A 22328-nucleotide genomic window follows, 5' to 3' on the forward strand; every position below is an offset into this window, starting at 1 on the left:
GAAGCGATGGCACATGATTACTGTAGATCGCGTTTCCTTTAGCATATACAACATCGTTACCACTTTTTACTTATCGAGTAGAATACTCCGCCGAGCCACACGAATATTTAAAAAAGTGGAATACACAACAGAAAAGACCAATCAAGACTGAACTCCTATGCAAATAGATGCCCCCACATCTACAGCAACACCCTTAAAAATCAATTAAAAATTTCAAATCTTTATCATCTCTAATTACATAAATATTTTCATATTGAAATGAAACAACAAATCTCGCGCTACTATTACCCGCCAAATACTTAACCAAGCACGTCATATCTCGATTGCACATTTCATAATTTAAATTGGAAAATCTAAAAATAACCTTAATTCCAACACTCCATCCGATAGGGCAAGGTAAGTTTTCTGCGACAACGCAATCCCTAAATCCAACCCTATCCCAATATGGCTTTGATCTTTCATAGGCATAAAAATTCATTCCCGAATCCAAGAATTCACCATTAAAACCATATTCAACCTCCAAAAAATCCGAAGCTCCACAATGACTTAACGCATTAATTAATTCACTCCTCCGCAATGCGGAGTCAGCTTCCAAAATAAATTCTAGCGCCATTACTTCCCCACTTTCAATACAATAACTTTACCATCTTTTATGATAATTAATGATTTCAAATTTTCTACTGGATTCCTTTGGAAAAATTGTGCCACTTCCGAAATCGATGATTTTGAATCTACAAGATTAACAACCACATTGGGTGCTTGATCTCGCGCCTTTTCAACTATTTTATCCCTCATCGTTAAAACATTATTCCCACTGGGAGAATATACGTCTGCGATTTCGCCATTTATACGCAAATCAGGATTCGCCACCCCTTTTTCTTTCCGCAAAGGAAGATACTCCACAACCAATCCATGATCAGCCAAAATTTGCCCTGCTTCATTTTGACGTTGAATTGATCTGACTTGGTCTGCCTTAGCCTTATTCGGCCAGGATTCAGGAACTCCACTGAGTTTCCCATTAGAGGGCAAGAGCTGCCTTTCGTCAAGAAGGAAAACAGAATCGTCAACCATCGATGCTCCTCCCCCTAAGCCACCTTTGGGTGGTATAGAATTTTCGGGGATAGTTATCTTACCGCCCTCAGAAATTCCTATTCTAGGCTTAACCTTTCCGCCAGCTACAAAAGCACCACCAAGCATTCCAATGGAGAGATCAATAACATTATCCCTGGAGGTTAACCCTGAAATAACATGCTCTTTTGCACTATTCCAATCCCCAAAATTTCCATACAAAGTCGCAGAGGCAACATCGAGAGCATACTGGGGAGAAAGTGGCATCATTGCTTGAATTCCTGGCGTCGACGTACGGTATACAGCGAACTCAAGAGGCTCCATAATGAAAGTTGGTTTATTGCTATTTTTATCAATAATTACATAACTAACAACTTCATCATTTTTACCATAATTCGCTACTACCTTCCCACCAGGAATGGATGGATCATCCATTGGCATTCCGGAGCGAACGCCACTCATTTTATTAATCCTGCCGCATTCAGCTGAACTGCTACCTCGACAATTGTCTTTTACCCTATCATATTCATTAAAGTGAAATTGCCTGTTATAAATATCCACGGCCGTGGCGCTGCCGCTTCCTTGTGCCACACTCGCCAAAACGTCGGCACCGCTCTGCGCCATTCCGCTTGAGGCCACAAAACCGCCCAGCGCCCCCCCCAGACTGGCAAATGCTTGCTGATAAGTGTTAATTAATGCTCTAGCAGCCTCGCCGTCCAGCCCCTGTTTTTTCGCTTCTGCCTCACCTAAACTCTTACCCATGCTCTGTCCTAAATTGCCGCCGCCTACCCCAGCAACACTAGACAGCGCTCCAGCTCCCCCTCCTGCTAAACCACCAATTAAGCCTTGTGCTGCCGCATGCAGCGCAATCCGATTTATACCATTGTCCCCCCAAGACTCAAATTCGGCTTTAGCCTGTTCAGCCAGAGTTGTATAACGGTTAGCATCCGCAACGTTACCATTTTCCTTCGCTTCACTGGCCAGCTTCTGGTTATAAGTCCATTCTTTCTCTGCCGCTACTTGTTTATCGTTGCCAATATCTCCTACCTTACTTGCCAACAAAGGCGCTGCTGCCTTAACGAACTCCTTGGTCACCTCCATCGTTGCCTGCAACGCAGCCTTGTCGAAGTTATTACCAATCTTGCCGCTAGAATCCACGCCGGTCGTCACATCGCGATTCAAACCCGCGATAGCGTCTTCCGCTCCCTTGCCCGTCGCCGCACGCTGAGCCGCATCGTCGGTGATGACGATTGTGCCGCCGCTGATACCGCTACGGGTCGTGCTGGTGGAATTTTCGCTGAGGGAAACGATAGCTGGCAGGCCTGCCGTAGTAGCATCTTTTTTGCCACCGACATCCGTCAGGTTCTCATTTCGTGTGCCCGTGCCAGCAAAGGACATACCACCCGACACCCCAACACTGCTGCCCTTCGATATCGCATGATTGGCAATATCGCTGTGCGTCAAAGTCGACGTAATCAGGCTGCTGTGCAGCTTGCCCAACTCCGTGGCGCTGATGACGGCGCCCTTCAAGTCCGTATTACCGCCGACCTTGATCTGGAAGCCGCCGTCGCCCGCCTTGATGCCGCTTTGCTCCTGCACGCTGGCATAGTCGTTGTGCATGTTGCTTTGGCTATAGCTGCCGCTGACGCTGGCGCCAAAGCCGACCGTACCGCTGACGGAGATGCTCTGGCTCTTGCTGTCGAACTTGGCCGTGTCCTGCAGGCTTTCCACATTCAGGTTGCCCTTGATGTCGGCAATTACCTGGTTGGCGCTGGCCACGGCGCCCTTGATGTTGGTGTCTCCACCGCTGCTGATCACCAGCTTGTCGCCCGCGTTCACATGCGTGTTGAGCTGCGTCCTGCCATCGCCATCCTCATGGCCTTTGCTTCCGCTGACGCTTGCAGTGAAGCCAAAGGACATGCCCTTGCTGCTCACGCTGGCCGCCACGCCAGCTGCTGCGCTCATGCTCGAGCTCTTGCTGTGCTGGCTTTCGGTATCCTGCGCCGCCAGCAAATTGACGTTGTTATCAGCATGCAGACGGATATCATTCTTTGCATTCAAGTCGCTGCCGAGGATATTGATATTGCTATCCTTGCCGCCGCCCAGTGCCGTGATGTTGATATTGTTGCCTGTCAGCACACTGCCGCTGTGCGTCGTGCTGGCCGTGTTTTGCGTCTGGATGCTTTCCGAATGGCCCGCCGTTAGGCTGATGCTGATGCTTGGACCGCCTTCCTTCATCATGTCCTTGGCAGCGTCCTTGGCGGCCATGGCCGCCGTGGCCGCCGCCATGGCCGTAACGCGGCCATCCTTGGCCGTGCTGGCCGCCGAACTCATGGTTTGCAAGGTCTGGATGGCGCTGATCACGCTGCCGCCCAAAGCCAGGGTCAAACCATCCTGCGTCGTCTTGACTTCAAATTTCCCCTTCTCATTGTCCTGGCCCGGCTTGATGGTGACGCTCTTGCCGATGATATCGAGATCGGTAGCGGCAAGAATATCGCTGCCGCCTATCGTCACGTTATTGCCGGCGACCATCGTCAACGCGCCGCCCGTGGCGCCGATCGAACTGCGCGCCTCGCCGCTTTGCAAGGTGGCATCGCGCTCCTGGTCCACCGTCGTGGTCTTGGTACCGTAGCTGAATCCGATGCCGCCGCTACTCATGAAACCGCTTTTCTTGGTGCTGGAATGGTGCAGTTCGTACACGGTATTGGTGGCCGCGTCGATCGTGATGTTGTTACCCGCGAGTAATCGCGTCGCATCGTCGCTCAAGATGCTCGAACCGGTGACTTGCAGATCGCGCCCTGCCTGCACCACCACGCTGCTGCCGCCAAGCGAGGTACCGATTGCCGTGGTGGTATCGACCACGTCATGCTTGGTCGTCGTGGTCTTGTTCCAGAAACCCTTCTTCGTCGACTTGCTGGCGACATCGGTCACTTCGTTCTGGAAGCCATTGAGCAGGCTGATGTCATTGCCCGCCACCAGGCCCAACGATCCCTGCGCCTGCACGTCCGCCGCGCGCGCCGTCAGATCATGGCCCGCCTGCAAATTGACATTGCCGGCGCCCATGATCTGGCTGCCTACTTCGCTGGTCTTGCTCTGTTTGCTGTAATTGTCCGCGTTGCGCACTTCGCCGTGGGCGGAAGCGACGGTGACGGTATTGAGGTTCAGGTTATTGCCTGCGATTAAAGCAGTCTGGCCATTCACGCCCGCATTCGCAATGACGCCTGCCGTCACGGAAATATCGCGTCCCGCCTGGGCTATCAACGTGTTGCCCTCGCCACTGCCGGTGACATACATGCCTGCCACCTTGTCGACTACCGTGCTGGTATCTGTAACAATACCGCTGTCGATGCGTCGCTCTCTGCCTGTGTTAACGGTGGTCGTAACAATGTTGATATCACGTCCAGCACTGGCCAGCAACTGCGTTTCGGCCACGATGCTACTACCGCGGTTATTGATATCGTTGCCTGAAATTAATGTCACTTTATCGCTTTGCACCTCGCTCGCCATATCCTTGACGCGCGCAGCGGCAAGGCCTTCACTGGCAGAGGCAATGACTGTGGTCACGCTCAGGTCACGCCCAGCAGAGATGGTTGTCGCACCGCCCTTGCCGGCATTGCTGACGATGGCACCAGCGATATTGACGTCTCGCCCGGCCAATAGCATCATGTTGCCACCGCCTAATTCGCCTCCGCTGACATACAGGCCCGCCACGCGGTCGAAATCGCGTCCTTGACCAAAAGTACCTGTGGCGATATTGATATCGCGTCCGGCGCTTGCCTGCAAGGTGCTGTTGGCCGAGATGGTGCCGCTGATGTTATTCAAATCGTTACGCGCTGCAATGCCAACGGCATCGCCGTCAATGCGACCGCCCAGATTATTCACATTTTCAGCATTCAGCAATACCACATCGCGTCCGGCGATGGTGCCGCTATTGGTCAGATCGCCCTTGATATTGATGTTGACGTCCTTGCCTGCCAATAGCGCGCCCGTACCATCGATATCATCGGCGCGCAAGCGCACATACACTTGCGGCACTAGCGCCTTCTGCGTGCTGCCATCAGCCAGCGTCACTTCGCGTTCAACCAGCCAGACAATGTCACTGGTCAGTGCCGCCATCTGTTCAGCCGTCAACGCCACGCCGGGACGGATACCCCATTGCTGGGCATAACCGACGCCGGCATCCATCAGACCACGGTATTGCTCCTCGTCGTCCGTATAGTCGCCGGTGAAACGGTGGCCTGTCAGGTCGGCCAACTGCTCCCTGACCAACTGTTGTTCATAGAAGCCGTCGCCCAGGCGCTTCTGTGTGACAGCCGGGTCAAGCTGTACCTTGCTGCTCATGTAGTCGGACCCCGTCCATGTACGGTAGCTGGCAAAACGAGGATCGGTCTCAACCAAATAATGCGCCGAGGCCGACGGGCTGATCTTGAACAAGCTGGCGTTCGGCAACTGCACGGGCTTGGCGCCCGTCCTGACCACTTCGGCCCTGCCACGCGGATTGGCCAGCGCCACCTGCTGTATCAGCGCGGATCGTGCCTGCCCTACCCTAGCGCCGGGGGCCGCCTTCGCCGCCGCTCCCACGGCCGCACCAATGCTGGCGGTCTCGCCACCCTTGATGTCAGCCTGGGCAACAGCGGCCACGCCATCGGCCTTCAATATTGCCTTGGAGGCTACTGCGGCGATACTGTGGGCCTTGCCAGCATTACCTGTACGGTCACTACCATGCGCCCCCGATACCATATCCACAGTATTCGGCTTCTCCTGCATCTCAATGGCTAACTGGCTTGAGTCGCCTATATGGGTCGCGTCACCTGAAAATCTCAAGTTTTCTATAGTTTTATCTGCCACTGTTGAAAAGCTTCCGGGTTTGCCCGCTGCCCCGACACGATTGCTGGATTGCTGATCGCTGGCACCACTTGCTGCATTTACATTGGCAGCAGTAGTACCAGTTGCAACACCAGCCTGTTCAATTAAAGATACCTCGACACTTGCGTTCGCACCATGTACGCCACCAACAGTTCGCCCTCCAACGAGACCTATTGCACCGGTCTTGCCTGCATCGCCCACGATATCACTTCCAGTGAGCTTACCAATGCCCTCAACACCGTCCGCCAGCTGTCCGTTTGCAGCACCAACGCCAGCGACATTAACTACGGTGTTGCCAATGGCATGAAGCCATACATTGACATTGGCGGCCCCAACTCCACTGGTTGCGCCGCTAGCGGTGATGTCTGATCGAGCAGCAACGCTATTCGAAGGAATTGTGGGCTCGGTGCCTGCATCGTTACCTTTATCAATTTTCTCCGTTCGAAATTCTGTAAATTCAGGTAGGGCAGTCCACCACGGATCCTGTCCATTGGATTCAAGGTTAAGCGGCTCATAAATAGCGACTCGCCCAACCTCAGCAATCAGTTTCTGATTATCCGTGGAGCGATTATCCTTAATAATGCTTTCAACTGTCAGCGTTTTTCCTGCTATAAAACGGCTATTGTGATTGGTTATTTTATAAGCATCGACATTCAAATTCCCACCTGCGACAATTATTCCCGGATCACTTTCCACAACCTTAGAGCCAATTACTGAACGGGTATAAATTAATTCATTAAAATACCCCGTCATGCCATCAGGAGTGTATAGAAAAGTATTACTCCAACCATTCGTCTCCACTCTTACTCCCACAGCACCAGCAACGTAACGTTTGCCAAAAGCCTCATATTCATGAAAACTTTCTATCTTCCCCGCCTCCAGAAACTCTGCACGAAAATGATTGTTCAACAAAGCGACCTCACCCGCACGTAAGGCCAAGTTACCCAGCGCTTGTATAGTGGCGCTGGCATTCGTGACGCTGGCAGCGGCCCCCATCGCACGGCGATTACCATCCAATGCCCCACCAATGGCCATATCGCCTGAACTCAAAATCAGCGCATGCTCCCGGTTGCTGATCGTCGTGGCGCCGATATCCAGACTGCCGCGCGAAGCGATGGTCGCGGCGACGCCGCCTTCGACATCGTTATTCAACGTGCCTGCGGCGATGCTCAGCTCACTACCGTAGATGCGTCCACTACCGATATTATTCAGAATGCCCGCGTCGATCTGCGTGTACACGCCATCGATCACCCCGTGGTTACTCAGCGTGCCGCCTACCCTCACCTGGCTGAGATTGGCATTGATGTCGCCGCTCGCGGTGTTATCGAGATTGCCGGCGTTGATCGCCAGCGTGCTCCCCGCCTGCACTTTACCTGCGTTGACGAGGTTGCCCGAAACCGTCAGCGTAGCGTGACGATTGGCAATCACCTGTGCCCCGGCGTCTACCGTGTAGTTGCCACCCAAGTCGAGGCTCAGGTCTCCTTTCGACATCAGGTTACCAGCACCGCTCAAGGTCGCCGCCCGGATGGCGGCCAGCTGGCCGCCAATAATGGTGCCGCCGGCATTCGTTATCGCCAGAGTACGGTTGCCGCCATCGTCCTGCACGCTGACAGCATTGTTTGAGCTGATGAGACCAGCAGTATTGTTCACGCTGCCGCTGCTGCGTATGGTCAAATTATTGTCCGCACGCAAGCCACCCTGGCTGTTGTTCACGCTCGCCGCAGATAGATTGACGTCCCGTCCTTCTATCCCCTGGCTAGCACCCTGCGTGGCTTGATTGACAATAGCGCCTGCGCCCAGCGTTACTGTGGCGCCGCTGCGGATCAGGCCGGAGGTATTGTCGATCGTGCCGCTACCCGCCTGCAAGCCCAGATTGCCCACGACTTGTACTTGCCCACCCTGATTTCCCAAGCCGCCAATGGCAAGGTCAAGCCCGCCACTTGAGACAATTTTCCCAGTGCGATTATCGATGTAGCCCGTGCTGCCGCCCACTTGGCCGACAGATCCAAAGTACCCACCGACGTTGTTCCAGTTGCCTGTCGCCAAGGTCACGCTGCTGCCACTGCTGATGCCACCCGCCGCCCCAGGATGCCGTACCGTATAGGCCGACGCATTGCTGTTATTCAAGGTCTGACCGTGCGTGTTGAGCACCAGCGGGCCTCCTGCCTGGAGCAGGCCGCCTTCATTGTTCAGCACCCCCGTCTGCAAATTCAGTGTTTGCGAAGCGGCAATGGTACCTAGGGAATTTCCCAGCGTCTGGCCGCTTGTATCAATACTGACATTGCGGCCCGTGATGCTACCCGCCTCCACATGGCCTGCCGCCAGTGAATTGCTGAGGCTCGCGCTATGCACGGTGATGTCGCCACCGGCCTGCATTTTCCCGCTATCGTTGAGCAACTGGCCCGTACTAGCGATCAGGTTGCCCGTGATACTGGCCAGTTTACCGCCCGTATTGTCGAGACTGGACGCGCTCACATCCAGATTACCGTTGGCCGCCAACAGGCCAGCGGAATTGTCGAGCGCCTGCGCAGCCGTTACCGTCATAGCACCACTGGCGGTCATGGAGCCGCCATGGTTGAGCAAACGTCCTACCTGAAGCGTTGCGTTGCTGCCGGCTGCGATCGTGCCGCTGGTATTGTCGAGGCTCGTGCCAGCAGTCAGATGCAGCGTGGATGTGCCTGCAGCCTGCAAGGTGCCGCCCTGGTTATTCAGCGTCTGTGCGCTCACCGTGGCATTGCCGTTGCTGGCGATCTTGCCACCTTGATTATTCAGTGTCTGCGAGACAGCGATGCTACTCGCACCCTGCCCCAGCTGAATCAGCTCGCCTTGACTGTTATCCAGGTTGGCTGTCTTGACCGTCAGTTGCCCCGCCTGCGTACTGGCATTGCGATGATCGATGCTCGTTGCGGTAATATCCAGTTTCCCGTTGGCGGTGATCTGGCCCCGTTGACCATTCAATGCGGCAACATCGATGGCCAACAAACCATTGCCCGCGTGCTCAATTTTTCCGCCTACATTGGTCAGGGTACCCGCACCCAGCGTCAAGTTGGCACTGTTAACGGCAATGCGGCCATCGGCATTATCAAGAATACCATCCGGTACGCGCATCACAATGGCCGTGTCGCCGCTACCGCTCTGCACGATACTGCCCTTGTTGTTGCTCAAGTTGGCGGTTTGTACCTGCAACTGCCCGGCAACAATCTCGCCCTTGTTGTTATTCCAGCTTTGCCCACTATTCGACTGTGCGTCAACACTCAAGGTGCCGGCGGTATTGACGACTGCGCCACTGGTGCTGATATCGCCGCCGGTAGCTGTCAGGGCGATACTGGCGCCGCTGCTGAGGCTACCGCCCAGATCGACCGCATTACCTTTGAAAACAATATGTCCTGCAGCTAGATTCTGGCCTGCAGCGCGCAACTCCTGCACTGTCGTGATGGCAAGATTGCCCGTCGTGGCCAATTTCCCATCCGCTTGCATGCCTGCCGCAATCAAGCCGCCCTTGCTGCTGTCTAGGCTGGCTGCGGAAATGCTGGTATCGCCCAGCGCAGCGATCACGCCACCATTGCTGAGCTTGCGGGTGGCGGTCAGTACTTGAGTACCGCCCGCATATAGGCTGCCTGTGCTGGTGACATTTACCGCTTGGGTCAACAGATTCGCGGCAGCAAAAACATTGCCTCCGCTATTGCTGAAGTCCTTCACATGCAAGCTGGCATCGCCAGTAATCGCCTGCAAGCTGCCGCGCGTATTATTCACATCGCCTGCCATCAACAACAGCCCCTTGCTGCCAGCAACGGTACCATCACTGTTATCCAATCCCCCGCTTGCCCCCACTTCCAGCGAGCCGCCGGACACGATGCGCCCGGACTGGTTCAACAACCGCCCCGTGTCCAGCGCAGTGCTGCCGTTGCTTTCAATCTTGCCATTTCCATTGTCCAGGCTGATGCTGGCCGTGATCGATGCCTTGCCGGTTCCCAATTGCACCAGTTCGCCGTGGCGGTTGTCCAACGTCGCGGTCGCAAAATTTACTTGCTGTGCAATTGCACTGCCGTTGCGGTGATCCACATAATCAGCCCGCACGTCCAGTGCGCCATTGCCCGTAATCTGGCTCCGTTGCGCATACAAATTCGCCGCAGTGATCGACAGTGTGCCGCTACCGGCGTGCTCGATCTTGCCATCCGTATTCGTCAGCTTCCCTGCTTTTAATTGCAAGTTCTGGCTGTTGGTGGCAATGCGTCCGCCTGTATTGTCCAGGCTACCGTCAGGCCCTGTCAGCACAATGGCGCTGTCGCCACTACCCGTCTGAATAATGCTGCCGCCGGCATTGTTCACATTGGCCAAGCGGAAGTCGAGCTGTCCGGCGCTCAAGCTGCCTTGCTGGTTGAGCAAGGTTTGACCGTTCTGCGCACTGGCCATGATGCTGAGCAGTCCCGACGTACTGACCGTCGCGCGCGCGGTGTTGATGTCACCGCTACCGGCGGCCAACGCGATATTGACACCGCTGGTCTGGCTGCCCGAAAGGTCAAGCGCCGCACCGCCCAATACGATGTTGCCGGCAGCGAGATTTTTCCCGCCAAGCTGCAGGACACCGCCAGCGCGGACACTCAAGTCCCCCGTTTTCGCCAACGATCCGTCCGTCTTCAATCCCGCGCCAAGCAAACCGTTGCCCGTCATGCTGCCCACTGCCACAGTGCTGCTGCCCAGCGCCGCAATGGAACCCGTATTGACGAGCGCCCCCGTCACCTTCAGCGACTGTTCGCCACCGGCATATAACAGGCCGGCATTTTGCATATCGGCGTGTATCGTCGCCGTCAGATCAGTCCCGGCGCTGATTTCACCGCCAGTATTGAGGAGGCTGCCGGCATCGATCCCCAATTTCCCTTTCCCCGCCTGCATCACGCCATGTGTATTGTCGATGGCTTGCGCTATCACCTGCGAGGTTTCCCCGCCAGCAATCACGCCCCCCGTATTATTGAGCGCACCGAGCACCACCACCGTGACATCGGTGGCGGCATTGATGCTGCCCTTGGCATTGTCGAGTCTAGCTGCCGAGACTTGCAACAGACCATTTGCCGCAATGGTGCCACCACCGTTCTCCAGGCCCTGCCTCACCTGCACCTCGGCCTTGCCGGTCGTTTGCAGCTTTCCGCCCTGGTTATTCATCGTCTCGGCGTGAACAAGCAGCTGGTTTGCCGAGGTAATTGCCTTACTGTGATTGAACTCCCCAGCCGCGATATCAACAAGACCGTTGCCGATAATCGTGCCGCCACTGCCATCGAGTGTTGGCGCCTTGATAGTCAGGCTTCCCGTGCCCGCATGTTCAATCTTGCCGTCCTTGTTGGTGACGGTGGCGGCATCGAGGGTCACATTCGTGCTGTTGACAGCAATGCGGCCCGCTGTGTTATCCAGATTGCCTGTAACGATGCTCGTGTCGCCCGTGCCCGTCTGCAACACCGTACCCTTGGCGTTGTCCAGATTGCCCACATGCAGATCCAGTTGGCTTGCCTGCAAAGTGCCTTCCGTGTTGTGCAAGGTCGCGTTGCTCGTCACGTTCAATGTGCCTGGCGTCGTGACCACCGCTTTATTCGTGCTGACATCGCCCGTTGTTGCCGTCAAGCCGATGTCGGCGCCGCTGGTCTGGCTGCCGCTGATATCGACGCTGACACCCGTTAGGTTCGCCTTGCCCGCCGCCAGGTTCTGACCATGCGCGGCCAGTGTTTGTGTAATGCTGATCGTCAGGTCACCAACCGTGCCCAGCTTGCCATCGGCCTGCATGCCGGCACCGATCAGGCTGCTTGCGCCGCTGTCGAAGCTATTGGCTGTCAGGCTGGTGTTGCCCTGCGCCGCGATGACGCCCGTGTTCACGATGGCGCCGCTGGCGTTCAGGGTTTGATTTCCGGCCGCGTACAGACTGCCGGTATTGTTCAGGCTCGCCAGGGTAGCGTTCAGGTTGGCGCCGGCAAACACGCTGCCCGCGGTGTTGTTCAGCTTGCCAACCTTCAAGGTCGCATCGCCCGCCACGGCTTGCAGCTGGCCCCTGGTATTGTCGATGTCGCCACCGGTCAATGCCAGATTGCGGCCTGCCACGACCGTGCCATCCGTGTTGTCCACGCTGCCGATGTTCAACTCGGCATCCTGCGCCGCCACGATGCGGCCCGTTTTGTTCAGCAAGGTAACTGCTTTCACCAGCGCATCGCCATTGCCTTCAATCTTTCCGCCCGTGTTGTCGAGCTGGCCCGTGGCCGCGACCGTCATCAAGCCTGTGCCCGTCTGCGCCAGGTTGCCGGCGCGGTTGTCCAGGCTGCCTGCGTTGACCGTCAGCTGATTGGCGATGGTGGTGGCATTGCGGTGGTCGAAGGCCGCCGCCGTGATGTCAAGCTTGCCATTACCCGTGATCTTGCCGAACTGGTTGTTGAACTGGCCCGCGTTGATGGCCAGGATGCCGGCACCTGCGTGCTCCAGCTTGCCATTGATGTTCGTCAAGACCGTGGCGTTCAAGGCCAGGTTATTGCTGTTTACGGCGATGCGGCCGGCTGTGTTGTCCAGCTTGCCGGTGGTGATGACGGTGTCACCCGTGCCCGTCTGCACGATCTCGCCACTGGCGTTGTTCAGGTTCGCCACATTCAATTGCAACTGACCACCCACCAACTGACCCTGGATATTCACCAGCGACTGTGCATTATTTGCATTGGCCGTGATGGCCAGCACGTTGCTGGCGGAAATCACTGCTTTGTTGGCGACGACATTGCCGTCGCGTGCCGTGATGGCGATATTGCTGGCGCCCGTCTGGCTGCCAGACAGGTCCACATTCACGCCCACCAGCACGGCATTGCCTGCCGCCAGGTTCTGCCCGCTCGCTTGCAGCACGCCATCCGCGTTAATGGTCAAGTCGCCTGCCGTACCCAGGCTGCCGTCCGCTTTCACACCGGCGCCCAGCAAGCCGCTGCTGGTCACTTTTCCGGCGGAAATCGTCGTGTTATTCACAGAAGCGATGGAACCGCTGTTGTTAAGCAGACCTCCCACCGTCAATTGCTGGTTGCGGCCTGCATACAACAGGCCGGCATTGTTCAGGTCACCATTGATTTTGGCCGTCAGATCCGTTCCTGCACTCACGGTGCCCTGCTGGTTCAGCAAGGTCGCAACATCAAGACGTAAATTGTCCGCCTGCAACACGCCGCGCGTGTTGTCGAGTCCAATACCCGTCAACTGCAGCGCCTGGGTGGCGGCGATCACACCATCCGTATTCTTCAGCACGCCCTTGCTGACAATCTCCGCCGAGGCGGCGGACGTGATGCGCCCCTTGCTGTTGTCCAGCATGCCCGCTTGCACAGACAAAATGCCTGTTCCCGCATGCTCGATCTTGCCATCGCGGTTCGTCAGCGTGGTCGCATCGAGAGTCAGATTATTGCTGTTGACGGCGATGCGGCCGGCCGTGTTGTCGAGACTGCCCGTCTGAATGACAGTATCGCCTGTGCCCGTCTGCAGCACCGTGCCCTTGGCATTATCCAGATTGCCCAAATGCAGATCCAGCTGGCCCGCCTGCAAAGTACCTTCCGTGTTGTGCAGGGTCGCGCTGGTCGTCACAGTCAGCTTACCTGGCGTCGTTACCACCGATTTATTCGTGCTGACCTCGCCCTGTGTTGCCGTCAGGCCGATGTTGGCGGCGCTGGTCTGGCTACCACTGATATCAACCGAGGCACCGGTCAGATTGGCATTGCCTGCCGCCAGGGTCTGGCCGTGTGCAGCGAGATCCTGTGTGGTGCTGATCGTCAGGTCGCCAGCCGTGCCCAGCTTGCCATCGGCCTGGATACCCGCGCCGATCAAGCTGCTTGCACTGCTGTCGAGACTATTTGCCGTGAGGCCGTTGTTGCCTTCTGCAGCGATGACGCCCGTGTTTGTGACTGCGCCCGTTGCGGTAAGGGATTGATTCCCGGCCGCATACAGGCTGCCCGTGTTATTCAAGGTCTCCAGCGTGGTGTTCAGGTTGCCGCCAGCAAACACGCTGCCGGTGGCATTGTTCAATTTACCGACAGTCAAGATCGCATTGCCGGCCACAGCCTGCAGTTGGCCCTTGGTATTGTCGATGTCGCCACCGGATAGTTCCAGATGACGCCCAGCTGCCACGGTTCCTTCCGTATTGTCCAGGGTACCCACGTTCAACGCGGTATCCTGCGCCGCCACGATGCGGCCCTTGCTGTTCAGCAAGCTTGTGGCTTTCACCAGCGCATCGCCATTGCCTTCGATCTTGCCGCCCGTGTTGTCCAGCAGGCCCGTGCTGTTGATGCTCATCAAACCCGTGCCCGTCTGCGCCAGGCTACCGGCACGGTTATCCAGGCTACCTGCATTGACGCTCAGCTGGTTGGCGACGGTGGTCGCATTGCGGTGATCCAGGGTAGCTGCCGTGATATAGACCTCGCCATTGCCCGTGATCTTGCCGTATTGATTGTCGAACTGGCCCGCGTGGATGGCCAGAACACCCGCACCTGCGTGTTCCAGCTTGCCATTGATATTCGTCAACACCGTCGCGTTCAAGGCCAGCTTGGCGCTGTTCACGGCGATGCGGCCGGCCGTATTGTCCAGCTTACCTGTCGTGATAGTGGTGTCGCCGGTGCCCGTCTGCACGATGTCGCCGCTGGCGTTGTTCAGGTTGGCCACGGTCAGTTGCAACTGACCGCCCACCAGCTGCCCCTGGCTGTTCACCAGAGCTTGACCATTGGCCGCATTGGCGGTAATGGACAGCAGATCACTAGCGGAAATGACGGCTTTGTTGGTCTGCACATCGCCGCTGCGCGCGGCAATGGCGATGTTGGCGGCGCCTGTCTGGCTGCCCGACAAATCAATGGCCTCGCCCGACAGCACCGCGCTGCCCGCCGCCAGGTTCTGCCCGCTCGCTTGCAACACGCCATCGGCGTTGATGGTCAAGTCGCCCGCCGTGCCCAGGCTGCCGTCCGCCTTGACGCCGGCGCCCAGCAAGCCGCTGCTGGTCACTTTGCCAGCGGTAATATGGGTGTTGTTGACGGAAGCAATCGATCCCGTGTTGTTCAGCAATCCACCTACCGTCAGTTGCTGGTTGCGGCCCGCGTACAGAAGACCAGCGTTATTCAAATCACCGCTGAGGCGCGCAGTTAAGTCCGAACCGGCGCTCACCGTCCCCTGCTGGTTCAGCAAGGTAATGGCATCCAGACGCAAATTGTCCGCCTGCAATACGCCTCGGGTGTTGTCGATTCCGATACCTGCCAACTGCAGCGTCTGCGTGGCGGCAATCACGCCATCCGTATTCTTCAGCACACCTTTGCTGACGATATCTGCCGAGGCGGCCGAGGTGATGCGCCCCTTGTTGTTGTCCAGCACGCCTGCTTGCACTTGCAGGCCGCCATTGCCGGCGATGGTGCCGCGCGTATTGTCCAGGGTCTGCGCCACTTCCACGCGCATCTGCCCCCCTCCCGTCTGCTGCAGGGTACCATCACTATTGTCCAGCTGGCCGGCCTGCACTGTTACCTGCTGTCCGGACGTCACTGCCTGGCGGTGGTCGATCGTTTCCGCCTGGATAGCGACTAAGCCATTGCCCGTCACCTTGCCCCGCTCATCATCGAAACGCGCTGCTTCAATGTGCAAGCTCCCCGTGCCCGCGTGTTCGATGCTGCCATCGCGGTTACTCACATGTTCCGCAGTCAGCGCCAGCTTGGCGCTGTTGACGGCGATGCGCCCGCCCGTGTTGTCCAGGGTGCTGCCTTGCAAGGTGGTGTCGCCATTGCCCGTCTGAATCAGGGTGCCGCCGCGGTTATCGAGAGATCCTGTTTTGATGTCCAACTGCCCCGCGCTCAGGGTGCCGCGCACGTTCGACAGGGACTGGCCGCTGCCGGTCGTCGCCACGGACAGCAAGCCAGTGGTCGTCACCAGCGCGTTATCAGTCACGACATTGCCGACGCTGGCATTCAAATCAATGGCCACGCCGCCCGTCTGGCTACCGCTCAGGTCGATGGCGGTGGCGTGCATGCTGGTCTTGCCAGCGGCCAGGTTCTGGCCGTGGGCCGCGATCGCTTGCGTGGCCGTCAGCTGCAGCTGGCCGCTGCCGGCCAGGCTGCCGTCGGCGCGGATGCCGGCGCCCAGCAAGCTGCCAACGGCACTGTCGATGCGGCTGGCGTCGATGCGGTTGTCGCCCTGCGCGGCGATCACGCCGCTGTTGCTGACGGCGCGGCTGACCTGCAGCGCCTGGTTACCGCCGGCATACAGGTTGCCGCTATTGAGCACTTCGTTGGCCCGGGTGGCAAGGTTGCCACCGGCAAATACGCTGCCGGCCGTATTGTTCAGTTTTGCCACCGTCAAGGCCGCATCGCCCGCCACTGCCTGGATCTGGCCGCGCGTATTGTTGACGTCGCCGCTGTCGAGGCGCAGTGTACGGCCCGCCGCCAGGGTCGCCTCGGTGTTGTCCAGCGCGCTTGTGGACAATGCCAGGTCCGTGCCCGACACGATACGGCCCTTCTGATTTTGTACATGACCCGCCTGCACGCTCAAAGCGCCATTGCTTTCCACCGCGCCACCGCGGTTGTCCAGCCCGCCGCGCACCTGCACGCCGGTCGCGCCCTGGCCGCTCTGCGCCAGGCTGCCGCCCCGGTTGTCCAAGCTACCGGCATTGATGCTGATTTGCCCCGCTACCGTGCGGGCATCGCGGTGGTCGACCTGCTCTCCCGTCAGCGCCATGGCGCCGTTGCTGATGATGCTGCCGCGCTGCAAGTTGATCTGCGCCGCGCCGATCTCCAGCGCGCCCGTGCCCGCATGCTGGATTTGGCCGTCCTGGTTACTCAAGCTACCCGCCTGCAGGCGCAAGGCCTGGCTATTCGTGGCGATGACGCCGCGCGTATTGTCCAGGCTTCCCGGCAATTGAATCGCCAGGTCGCCGGCGCCCAGTTGCATGATCTGGCCGCCCACGTTCGACAAGTCGTGCGCGTTCACGCCCAGCTGCTGGCCCGTCAGTTGTCCGCCATCGCTGCGCACGGTCTGCGCCGCGTCCAGCTGCAGGCGCTCGCGCGCACTGACCTGCGCGCGGCGGGCGTCGAGGTCGCCGGCACTGGCGCCCAGGCTGACGTTCGCGCCCGACACTTGTGCGTCGGCCAGTTCCAGCCGGCGCGCCGTCAGGCTGCCATCACCGCCGGCCACCGCCGTGCCATGCACGGCAATGGTGTCGCCAGCAGAAACGCTCAGCTTGCCGCTGGCGGCCAAGGTATTGTCCAGATTTAAGCCAGCCGCCAGTACCGAACCAGCCGTGGCATCGATGCGCGCTGCCGCGCCCGTGGCTTGCACCTTGACATTGCCCTGGGCAGCGATCACGCCGCTGTTGGCAATATTGCCCTGCGCCTGCACCTGGCTGTCGCCGCCCGCATACACGGTACCGCTGTTGGCCACGTCGCCCGTAATGGCGATGCTGGTCTGGCTGCCCGCGCCCGCGGACTGGATATTGCCGCTATTGCTCAGCCAACCGTTCGCTTGCAGCACCAGGTTGCCTGCCGTGGCCGCCAAGACGCCCGCATTGCGCACGCCCAGGCCCGCTTCCGTGCCGACCAGGGTGATCTTGCCCGCATACATGCCACCCAGTTGCGCCACGTCTAATGCATACGCTGGGGCCGGCCCCACGCCAGACGCAGCGCCCGCCACACCATGCGCCGCATCAATCTGGTTGGCGCCCGTCACCACTTTCAATTCCTGCGCCCAGATGCCGCCATTGATCTGCGCGGCGCGCGCGAGGATGGCCGTGTAGTTGCTCAGCGACGTATCCAGGCCCCGCCCGTTGATGCTGACCACGCCGCGCTGCACCATGTAGCCGTCCAGGTTGCCGCCGTTGAGGATCGGTGTTCCCGTCGTCAGCGTGACGCGGCTGGCATTGATGAACCCGCCGCCATCGATGGCCACGCCGGCCGGGTTGGCAATGACGACTTCGGCCCGCTGGCCCGCTACCTCAACATAGCCGCGCAGCTGGCTGGGGTTGGCCGAATTGACTTCGTTCAGGATCACGCGCGCACTGCCGCCTGCCAGCCATGGGTTGCCCTGCACCCAGCCGCCCGTCTGCGTCTGCACATTGCCGCGGCTATTGTTCAGGATGGCGCCGTCCGCCGTCACGTCGAACTGGCTGTAGGTATTGCGCGACACACCGGCCGCGCTCGGCGTCTGGATGTTCACCTGCGTCACGCCGTTGGCGCTTTGCACCACGGTCGGACGCTGGCGGCCCGGCGCGTTCGGGTCAGCCACGATCTGTCCCATGGCCGGGCCGGCCAGAAAGCTCACCATGCCCAGCGCGCTAAAGATAGCCAGCGCCAGCGGCCTGATGGTCGCATTCACTCCCGCCCCATCCCCGCCGAACACGCCGCTGTCCAAGCCACCCTCTCCCTTGGCTGCCTTGCCTTGCGAGGAAGCGTTTTCAGCGACGACCATCAGTTGGCCACGGCGTTTGTTGAAGATGATGCGGTACAGGTTCTTGTTCATGAAATGTCCTACTGACAACTAAATGATGCGATAAAGGGGGAAAGAACGGCTGGCGGGTGGCGGCGTCTTAGTAACTGGCGTTCAGGCTGAAGCCGGCCGTACGGCTGGCCGTGCGGAAGAGTTCAGGTTTATGCACGGGCCAGCCGACAAAGGCGTCGTACTGCACCCCGAGCCACTGGCCGCGCAAGCCGACAAAGCCGCCTGTCAGGCGCCGCGCAATCAGCCATTCGGCGGATGGTCCCGATACTTCGCCATGGTCGAGACCGGCATACGCTTCCTGGCCACTGCTGCCCAGCGGCACGCCAAGCTCATTGCGCAGCAGCCAGCCCCGCTCGGCCGACAGGCTGCTTTCGCCGTCATAGCCGCGCACCGTGTAGCGCCCGCCGATGGCGAAGCGGTCTTGCGGCACCAGTGGCGTGCGGTTGTGCTGCATGCGCCAGTTACCCGAGTAGCGCAGCGGCTGGCCGGCCAGCGTGAACGGTGCCGACAGGGCCGCATCGGCCAGGACCAGCTTGAGGCGCGAAGTGCCTTCGCCAAACGCTTCCTCGGGCGCGGCCAGCGCATCCATCGCGCCCGTACCACGCCGGTATTGCAGGTTGACGTCAAACGTGGCATGGCCCAGGAATTCACGGTGGCCGATACCGATTTCCCATCCGGCCATGCGGCGGCGCTGCACTTCCACTTCCGTGTCATCAATGAAATTTTGCGCGGCGCGCTGCCAGCCGCGCAGGGAAACCGTCGTCTTGCGCGACGCATCGCGGTACACCAGGCGTGACAGTTTTACTTCGCGATTCTGGCTGGCACCGCTATAGTTGTAGTCCTGATTGATGCCGGCCACGGACTGGTGGTAATGGCTGTCGCTGACCGTGAAGGCCAGCAGCCAGTAGGCATAGGGGATCGAATAATGCGCCACCATGCCGGCCGTGCCGCGCGGGCCGTTGCGGTCGCCGTCAACGTTCTGGTTCAGACTCAGGTAAAACAGGTCGTTCAGGGTCAGCCAATGGTCATACGACAGGGTCACGCTGCCCTGCAGCTTGCCGGTCGAGCGCGAGCCGCCATCGTCGAGGCCCAGCGCCAGGCGAAACGGCAAACCCTGCTTCCACTGGATCTGCAGGTCGCTCTCTCCCGGCTTCGCGTTGCCGCCCTCGGCCGGCATGATCTGGATATCGGCTTCGGCCGTCGGCACGCGCTTGAAGTTTTCCAGCGCCTGTTCCGTATCGCGCACATTGAGCAAGTCGCCCGGGCGCGCCGGCACGGCATTCCACCAGGTGGCGCGGGGATTCGTGCCGGGTGCAAAGCCGATCTGGCGGATACGCCCCGGTATCAGGCTCAAGGCCAGCGTGCCACGGCTCAAATCCTGAGGTTCGGCAAGCACGCGCGTGGTGACATAGCCGCGCGCGATGATGGCGTTTTGCAGCCGCCCCATCAGTACATTGATGGCCTGCGTGCCCAGGCAGCGCCCCAGCGGAGAATCAGGCGCACCCAGGTCATCGCGCCCGGCGGAAGCCAGCGCCCACTGGAATTGCGCGGCGTCCTCGCCGCGCAATACAAGCTGGTCAATCGTAAAGCATGGCGATTCACCGGCAGGCAAGCGATTGGCGGCCACGGCAACGGGTGCCTCAAGCAGGCGCACGTCGGGATTGCGCTCCTGCTGCTGACGCAAGAGGCGCTCACGTTCTTGCTGGCGTATCAATTCTTGGCTGGCATCATCGCGCTGGCTGGTGCCAGGCGGATTGGAAAGGGGCGGCGCGATTTCGGGACGGGTCTGCGCGGACACGGCGGCACACAAGGTGCCGCTTAACAAAAATACACCGCACCATGGCGTCAAGCGCAGGTGCATATGTTGCCTTACGTAATTATTTACTCAAGTAGATTATAAAATAAATATTTCCTTATGGCAATTTTATTTATTTCTTGAGAACTTTACCTCTTTGGTAACTGCCATTCAACTATCCAATTACCACTAGTAAAATCCCGCGCGGCCTTGCGGCAGCAGAGCAGGCAATGGAGGCCGGCATCGATAACATAAAAAAAAGCCCTGTAAAAACAGGGCTTTGGCTTACCTAATCAGTAAGAACATGGCATTTTATAAAGGAAACTCTTTCCACTCGATGGTCAATGAGCCGGCTAAGCATTTGATTTCTTTATGCTCTTCGGATCAATGAACTGCTGATGCCCTCGAGACAAGGTAGCATATGGCGATATATGAATACGTACCAAAGAATCACATCAAGAAAATAGGGGGAATATTTTCGCCCCCATCTAGCGCGTCAACGGTCCCAGAACTGTGAAATAGTCAAGGCGAGGTCATTACCACAACAATTGCGTGGTTTTACTCTGAAAATTTCTTAATTAGATACGGATTCCGTCGAGCGACTGGTGCTTATCCATCCACGACTTGACCCACAAAGGTTGACGGCCGCGACCGCTCCACTGCTGTTCTTGGTTGTCTGGGTTGCGATATAGAGCAGCCACTGCTTTTTTCTCCCCCTTCGCTGCATTTTTTGGTGCACCAGCGATCAACTGTGTCAGCGGTACGCCAACCCGCTGTGCAATTGCGAGCATTTCTGCACGGGCTTTTTCCAGCTCGCCTTTTTGTCGGCTCTTGATTTCTTGAATTGCTTGCGCTTCGAGCTTTTTTAACTCGGCCAGCGACAATGATGAGATATCCATACGAACTCCTTGAAAGTAGGACAAATTTTGGGTGACACCTGTATGTGACTTGAGCACGTATGCCAAGTCAACGCCATTCTAGAACAATTCGTGCGTGTTTTAGCAGCCTTCTTCCTCCTTGTGCCATCGAAATACCTTGCTAACGGGGGCGATTTCGGCTGGAGCCATTTCATAATCCCGACAACAATAGCGGAGATCCCCTTTGCCGAAAACACAATCTTATGGCGCCACGATCCACTCCCTGTGCATCGACCTGGCTTCTGGCCATGCTTCAAGGGCAGACCTATGACCAGATCGCAGCGCAGTTTCGTGTCACGAAGTCGACTGTCTCCAAATCCGTCACCGATTTAGCGCGGGATCTACAATCCGTCGTAGGTGTGATCGGCATCGACGAAGACAGTACTCCCACTGCCCATATCATCCGCGCGCATGAGAAAGATTATCTAGAGGCATTGGAACATTTCGTGCCGCTGGCGAAACATGCGGCCACAACCTCACCTCCGATCATTGCCCATACGCACATTGAGCAGCTGGTGCTGCACACGGCACGGCATAGTCGCTGCAAACAGCGCGATATCGCCCTTCTCCTCATGCTTATCCATACCGGCGCACGCCCGAATGAGATCGCCAGGATGATCGTTGCCGACTACATCGATGCGTCGGGCCGGCGCCGCTCGCCGCCATGGCTGCCAGCACATGCCGCGTCGAATGGCATAGCACGCCCGCTTCTACTTTGCGACGCAACAGCGTTGTACTGGCTTGACGCGTATTTGGCGTGGCGCGTGGCCGCTGGATACGGTGTCAGCGATCGGAGCGAATATCGAGGACTGCAGGACGACAGTAGCCTATTTCTCAGTCGGACCGGTGAGTCGTTCACTTCGCCATGGGCGAAAGCCACCTCCGAAAAGGGCCTGCACGATGTCCTGCAGCGCATCTTCCGCTATACCAATCTGCCTGGCCTTGGTGTGCTGGGCGCGCGCCGCTCCGTCGCGCATCGCCTGCACGCCGACGGCTGCACAGCCGAGGAGATCGCGTTTTATCTTGGGACGCGAGCCGGTACGGTGCGCCGCCTGTTGTCGAAGAGTACCCAGAAACCACCACATCCGCGTATGTAGTCCCTACCTTCACGCCCCTGAACGCATTCAGTCTTGCCGTTGCTCGGACCGCCCACGTGCGCTCGCGCCATGGGAAAGAGTCTGGACACGATAGCCGGGTTGACTCACTACAGACCAATGAGAGGATGGTTC

The 22328-nt window shown here is 58.2% G+C and carries 5 protein-coding genes; 1 reads left to right on the forward strand and 4 read right to left on the reverse strand.

Going from position 1 to position 22328, the window contains the following annotated elements:
* Positions 1-193 precede the first annotated feature (193 nt).
* The 4 genes from ACQ4WY_RS25430 to ACQ4WY_RS25445 form a co-directional block, all read right to left on the reverse strand.
* Entirely contained in the window at positions 194-613 is a 420-nt protein-coding gene (locus ACQ4WY_RS25430) for a hypothetical protein (protein ID WP_436506465.1), read from the reverse strand.
* The gene (locus tag ACQ4WY_RS25435; RefSeq protein ID WP_436506466.1) at positions 613-18408 is read right to left on the reverse strand and encodes a two-partner secretion domain-containing protein; all 17796 of its coding nucleotides are present in this window, start codon (positions 18406-18408) and stop codon (positions 613-615) included. The genes ACQ4WY_RS25430 and ACQ4WY_RS25435 overlap by 1 nt, the downstream gene beginning before the upstream one ends.
* 67 nt (positions 18409-18475) lie before the next feature.
* Positions 18476-20248 (reverse strand): ShlB/FhaC/HecB family hemolysin secretion/activation protein, encoded by a 1773-nt coding sequence (locus ACQ4WY_RS25440; protein WP_436506467.1) that lies wholly within the window; start codon positions 20246-20248, stop codon positions 18476-18478.
* A gap of 512 nt (positions 20249-20760) precedes the next feature.
* Positions 20761-21081, reverse strand: a complete 321-nt coding sequence (locus ACQ4WY_RS25445; RefSeq protein WP_436506468.1) for an H-NS histone family protein — start codon at positions 21079-21081, stop codon at positions 20761-20763.
* A gap of 266 nt (positions 21082-21347) precedes the next feature.
* Between ACQ4WY_RS25445 and ACQ4WY_RS25450 the strand changes: the two genes are divergently transcribed.
* Positions 21348-22196: a site-specific integrase gene (locus tag ACQ4WY_RS25450; protein ID WP_436506469.1), complete on the forward strand. Its 849-nt coding sequence runs from the start codon at positions 21348-21350 to the stop codon at positions 22194-22196.
* Positions 22197-22328: the final 132 nt, after the last annotated feature.

Origin of the sequence: Janthinobacterium salmonicoloratum, assembly GCF_051380845.1 — a bacterium.
GTDB lineage: Bacteria > Pseudomonadota > Gammaproteobacteria > Burkholderiales > Burkholderiaceae_D > Janthinobacterium > Janthinobacterium lividum_F.

Coding starts and splice junctions, on each gene's coding strand:
- ACQ4WY_RS25440 (WP_436506467.1), bottom strand. CDS start 20,248: ATGCACCTGCGCTTGACGCCATGGTGCGGTGTATTTTTGTTAAGCGGC.
- ACQ4WY_RS25430 (WP_436506465.1), bottom strand. CDS start 613: ATGGCGCTAGAATTTATTTTGGAAGCTGACTCCGCATTGCGGAGGAGT.
- ACQ4WY_RS25445 (WP_436506468.1), bottom strand. CDS start 21,081: ATGGATATCTCATCATTGTCGCTGGCCGAGTTAAAAAAGCTCGAAGCG.
- ACQ4WY_RS25435 (WP_436506466.1), bottom strand. CDS start 18,408: ATGAACAAGAACCTGTACCGCATCATCTTCAACAAACGCCGTGGCCAA.
- ACQ4WY_RS25450 (WP_436506469.1), top strand. CDS start 21,348: ATGCTTCAAGGGCAGACCTATGACCAGATCGCAGCGCAGTTTCGTGTC.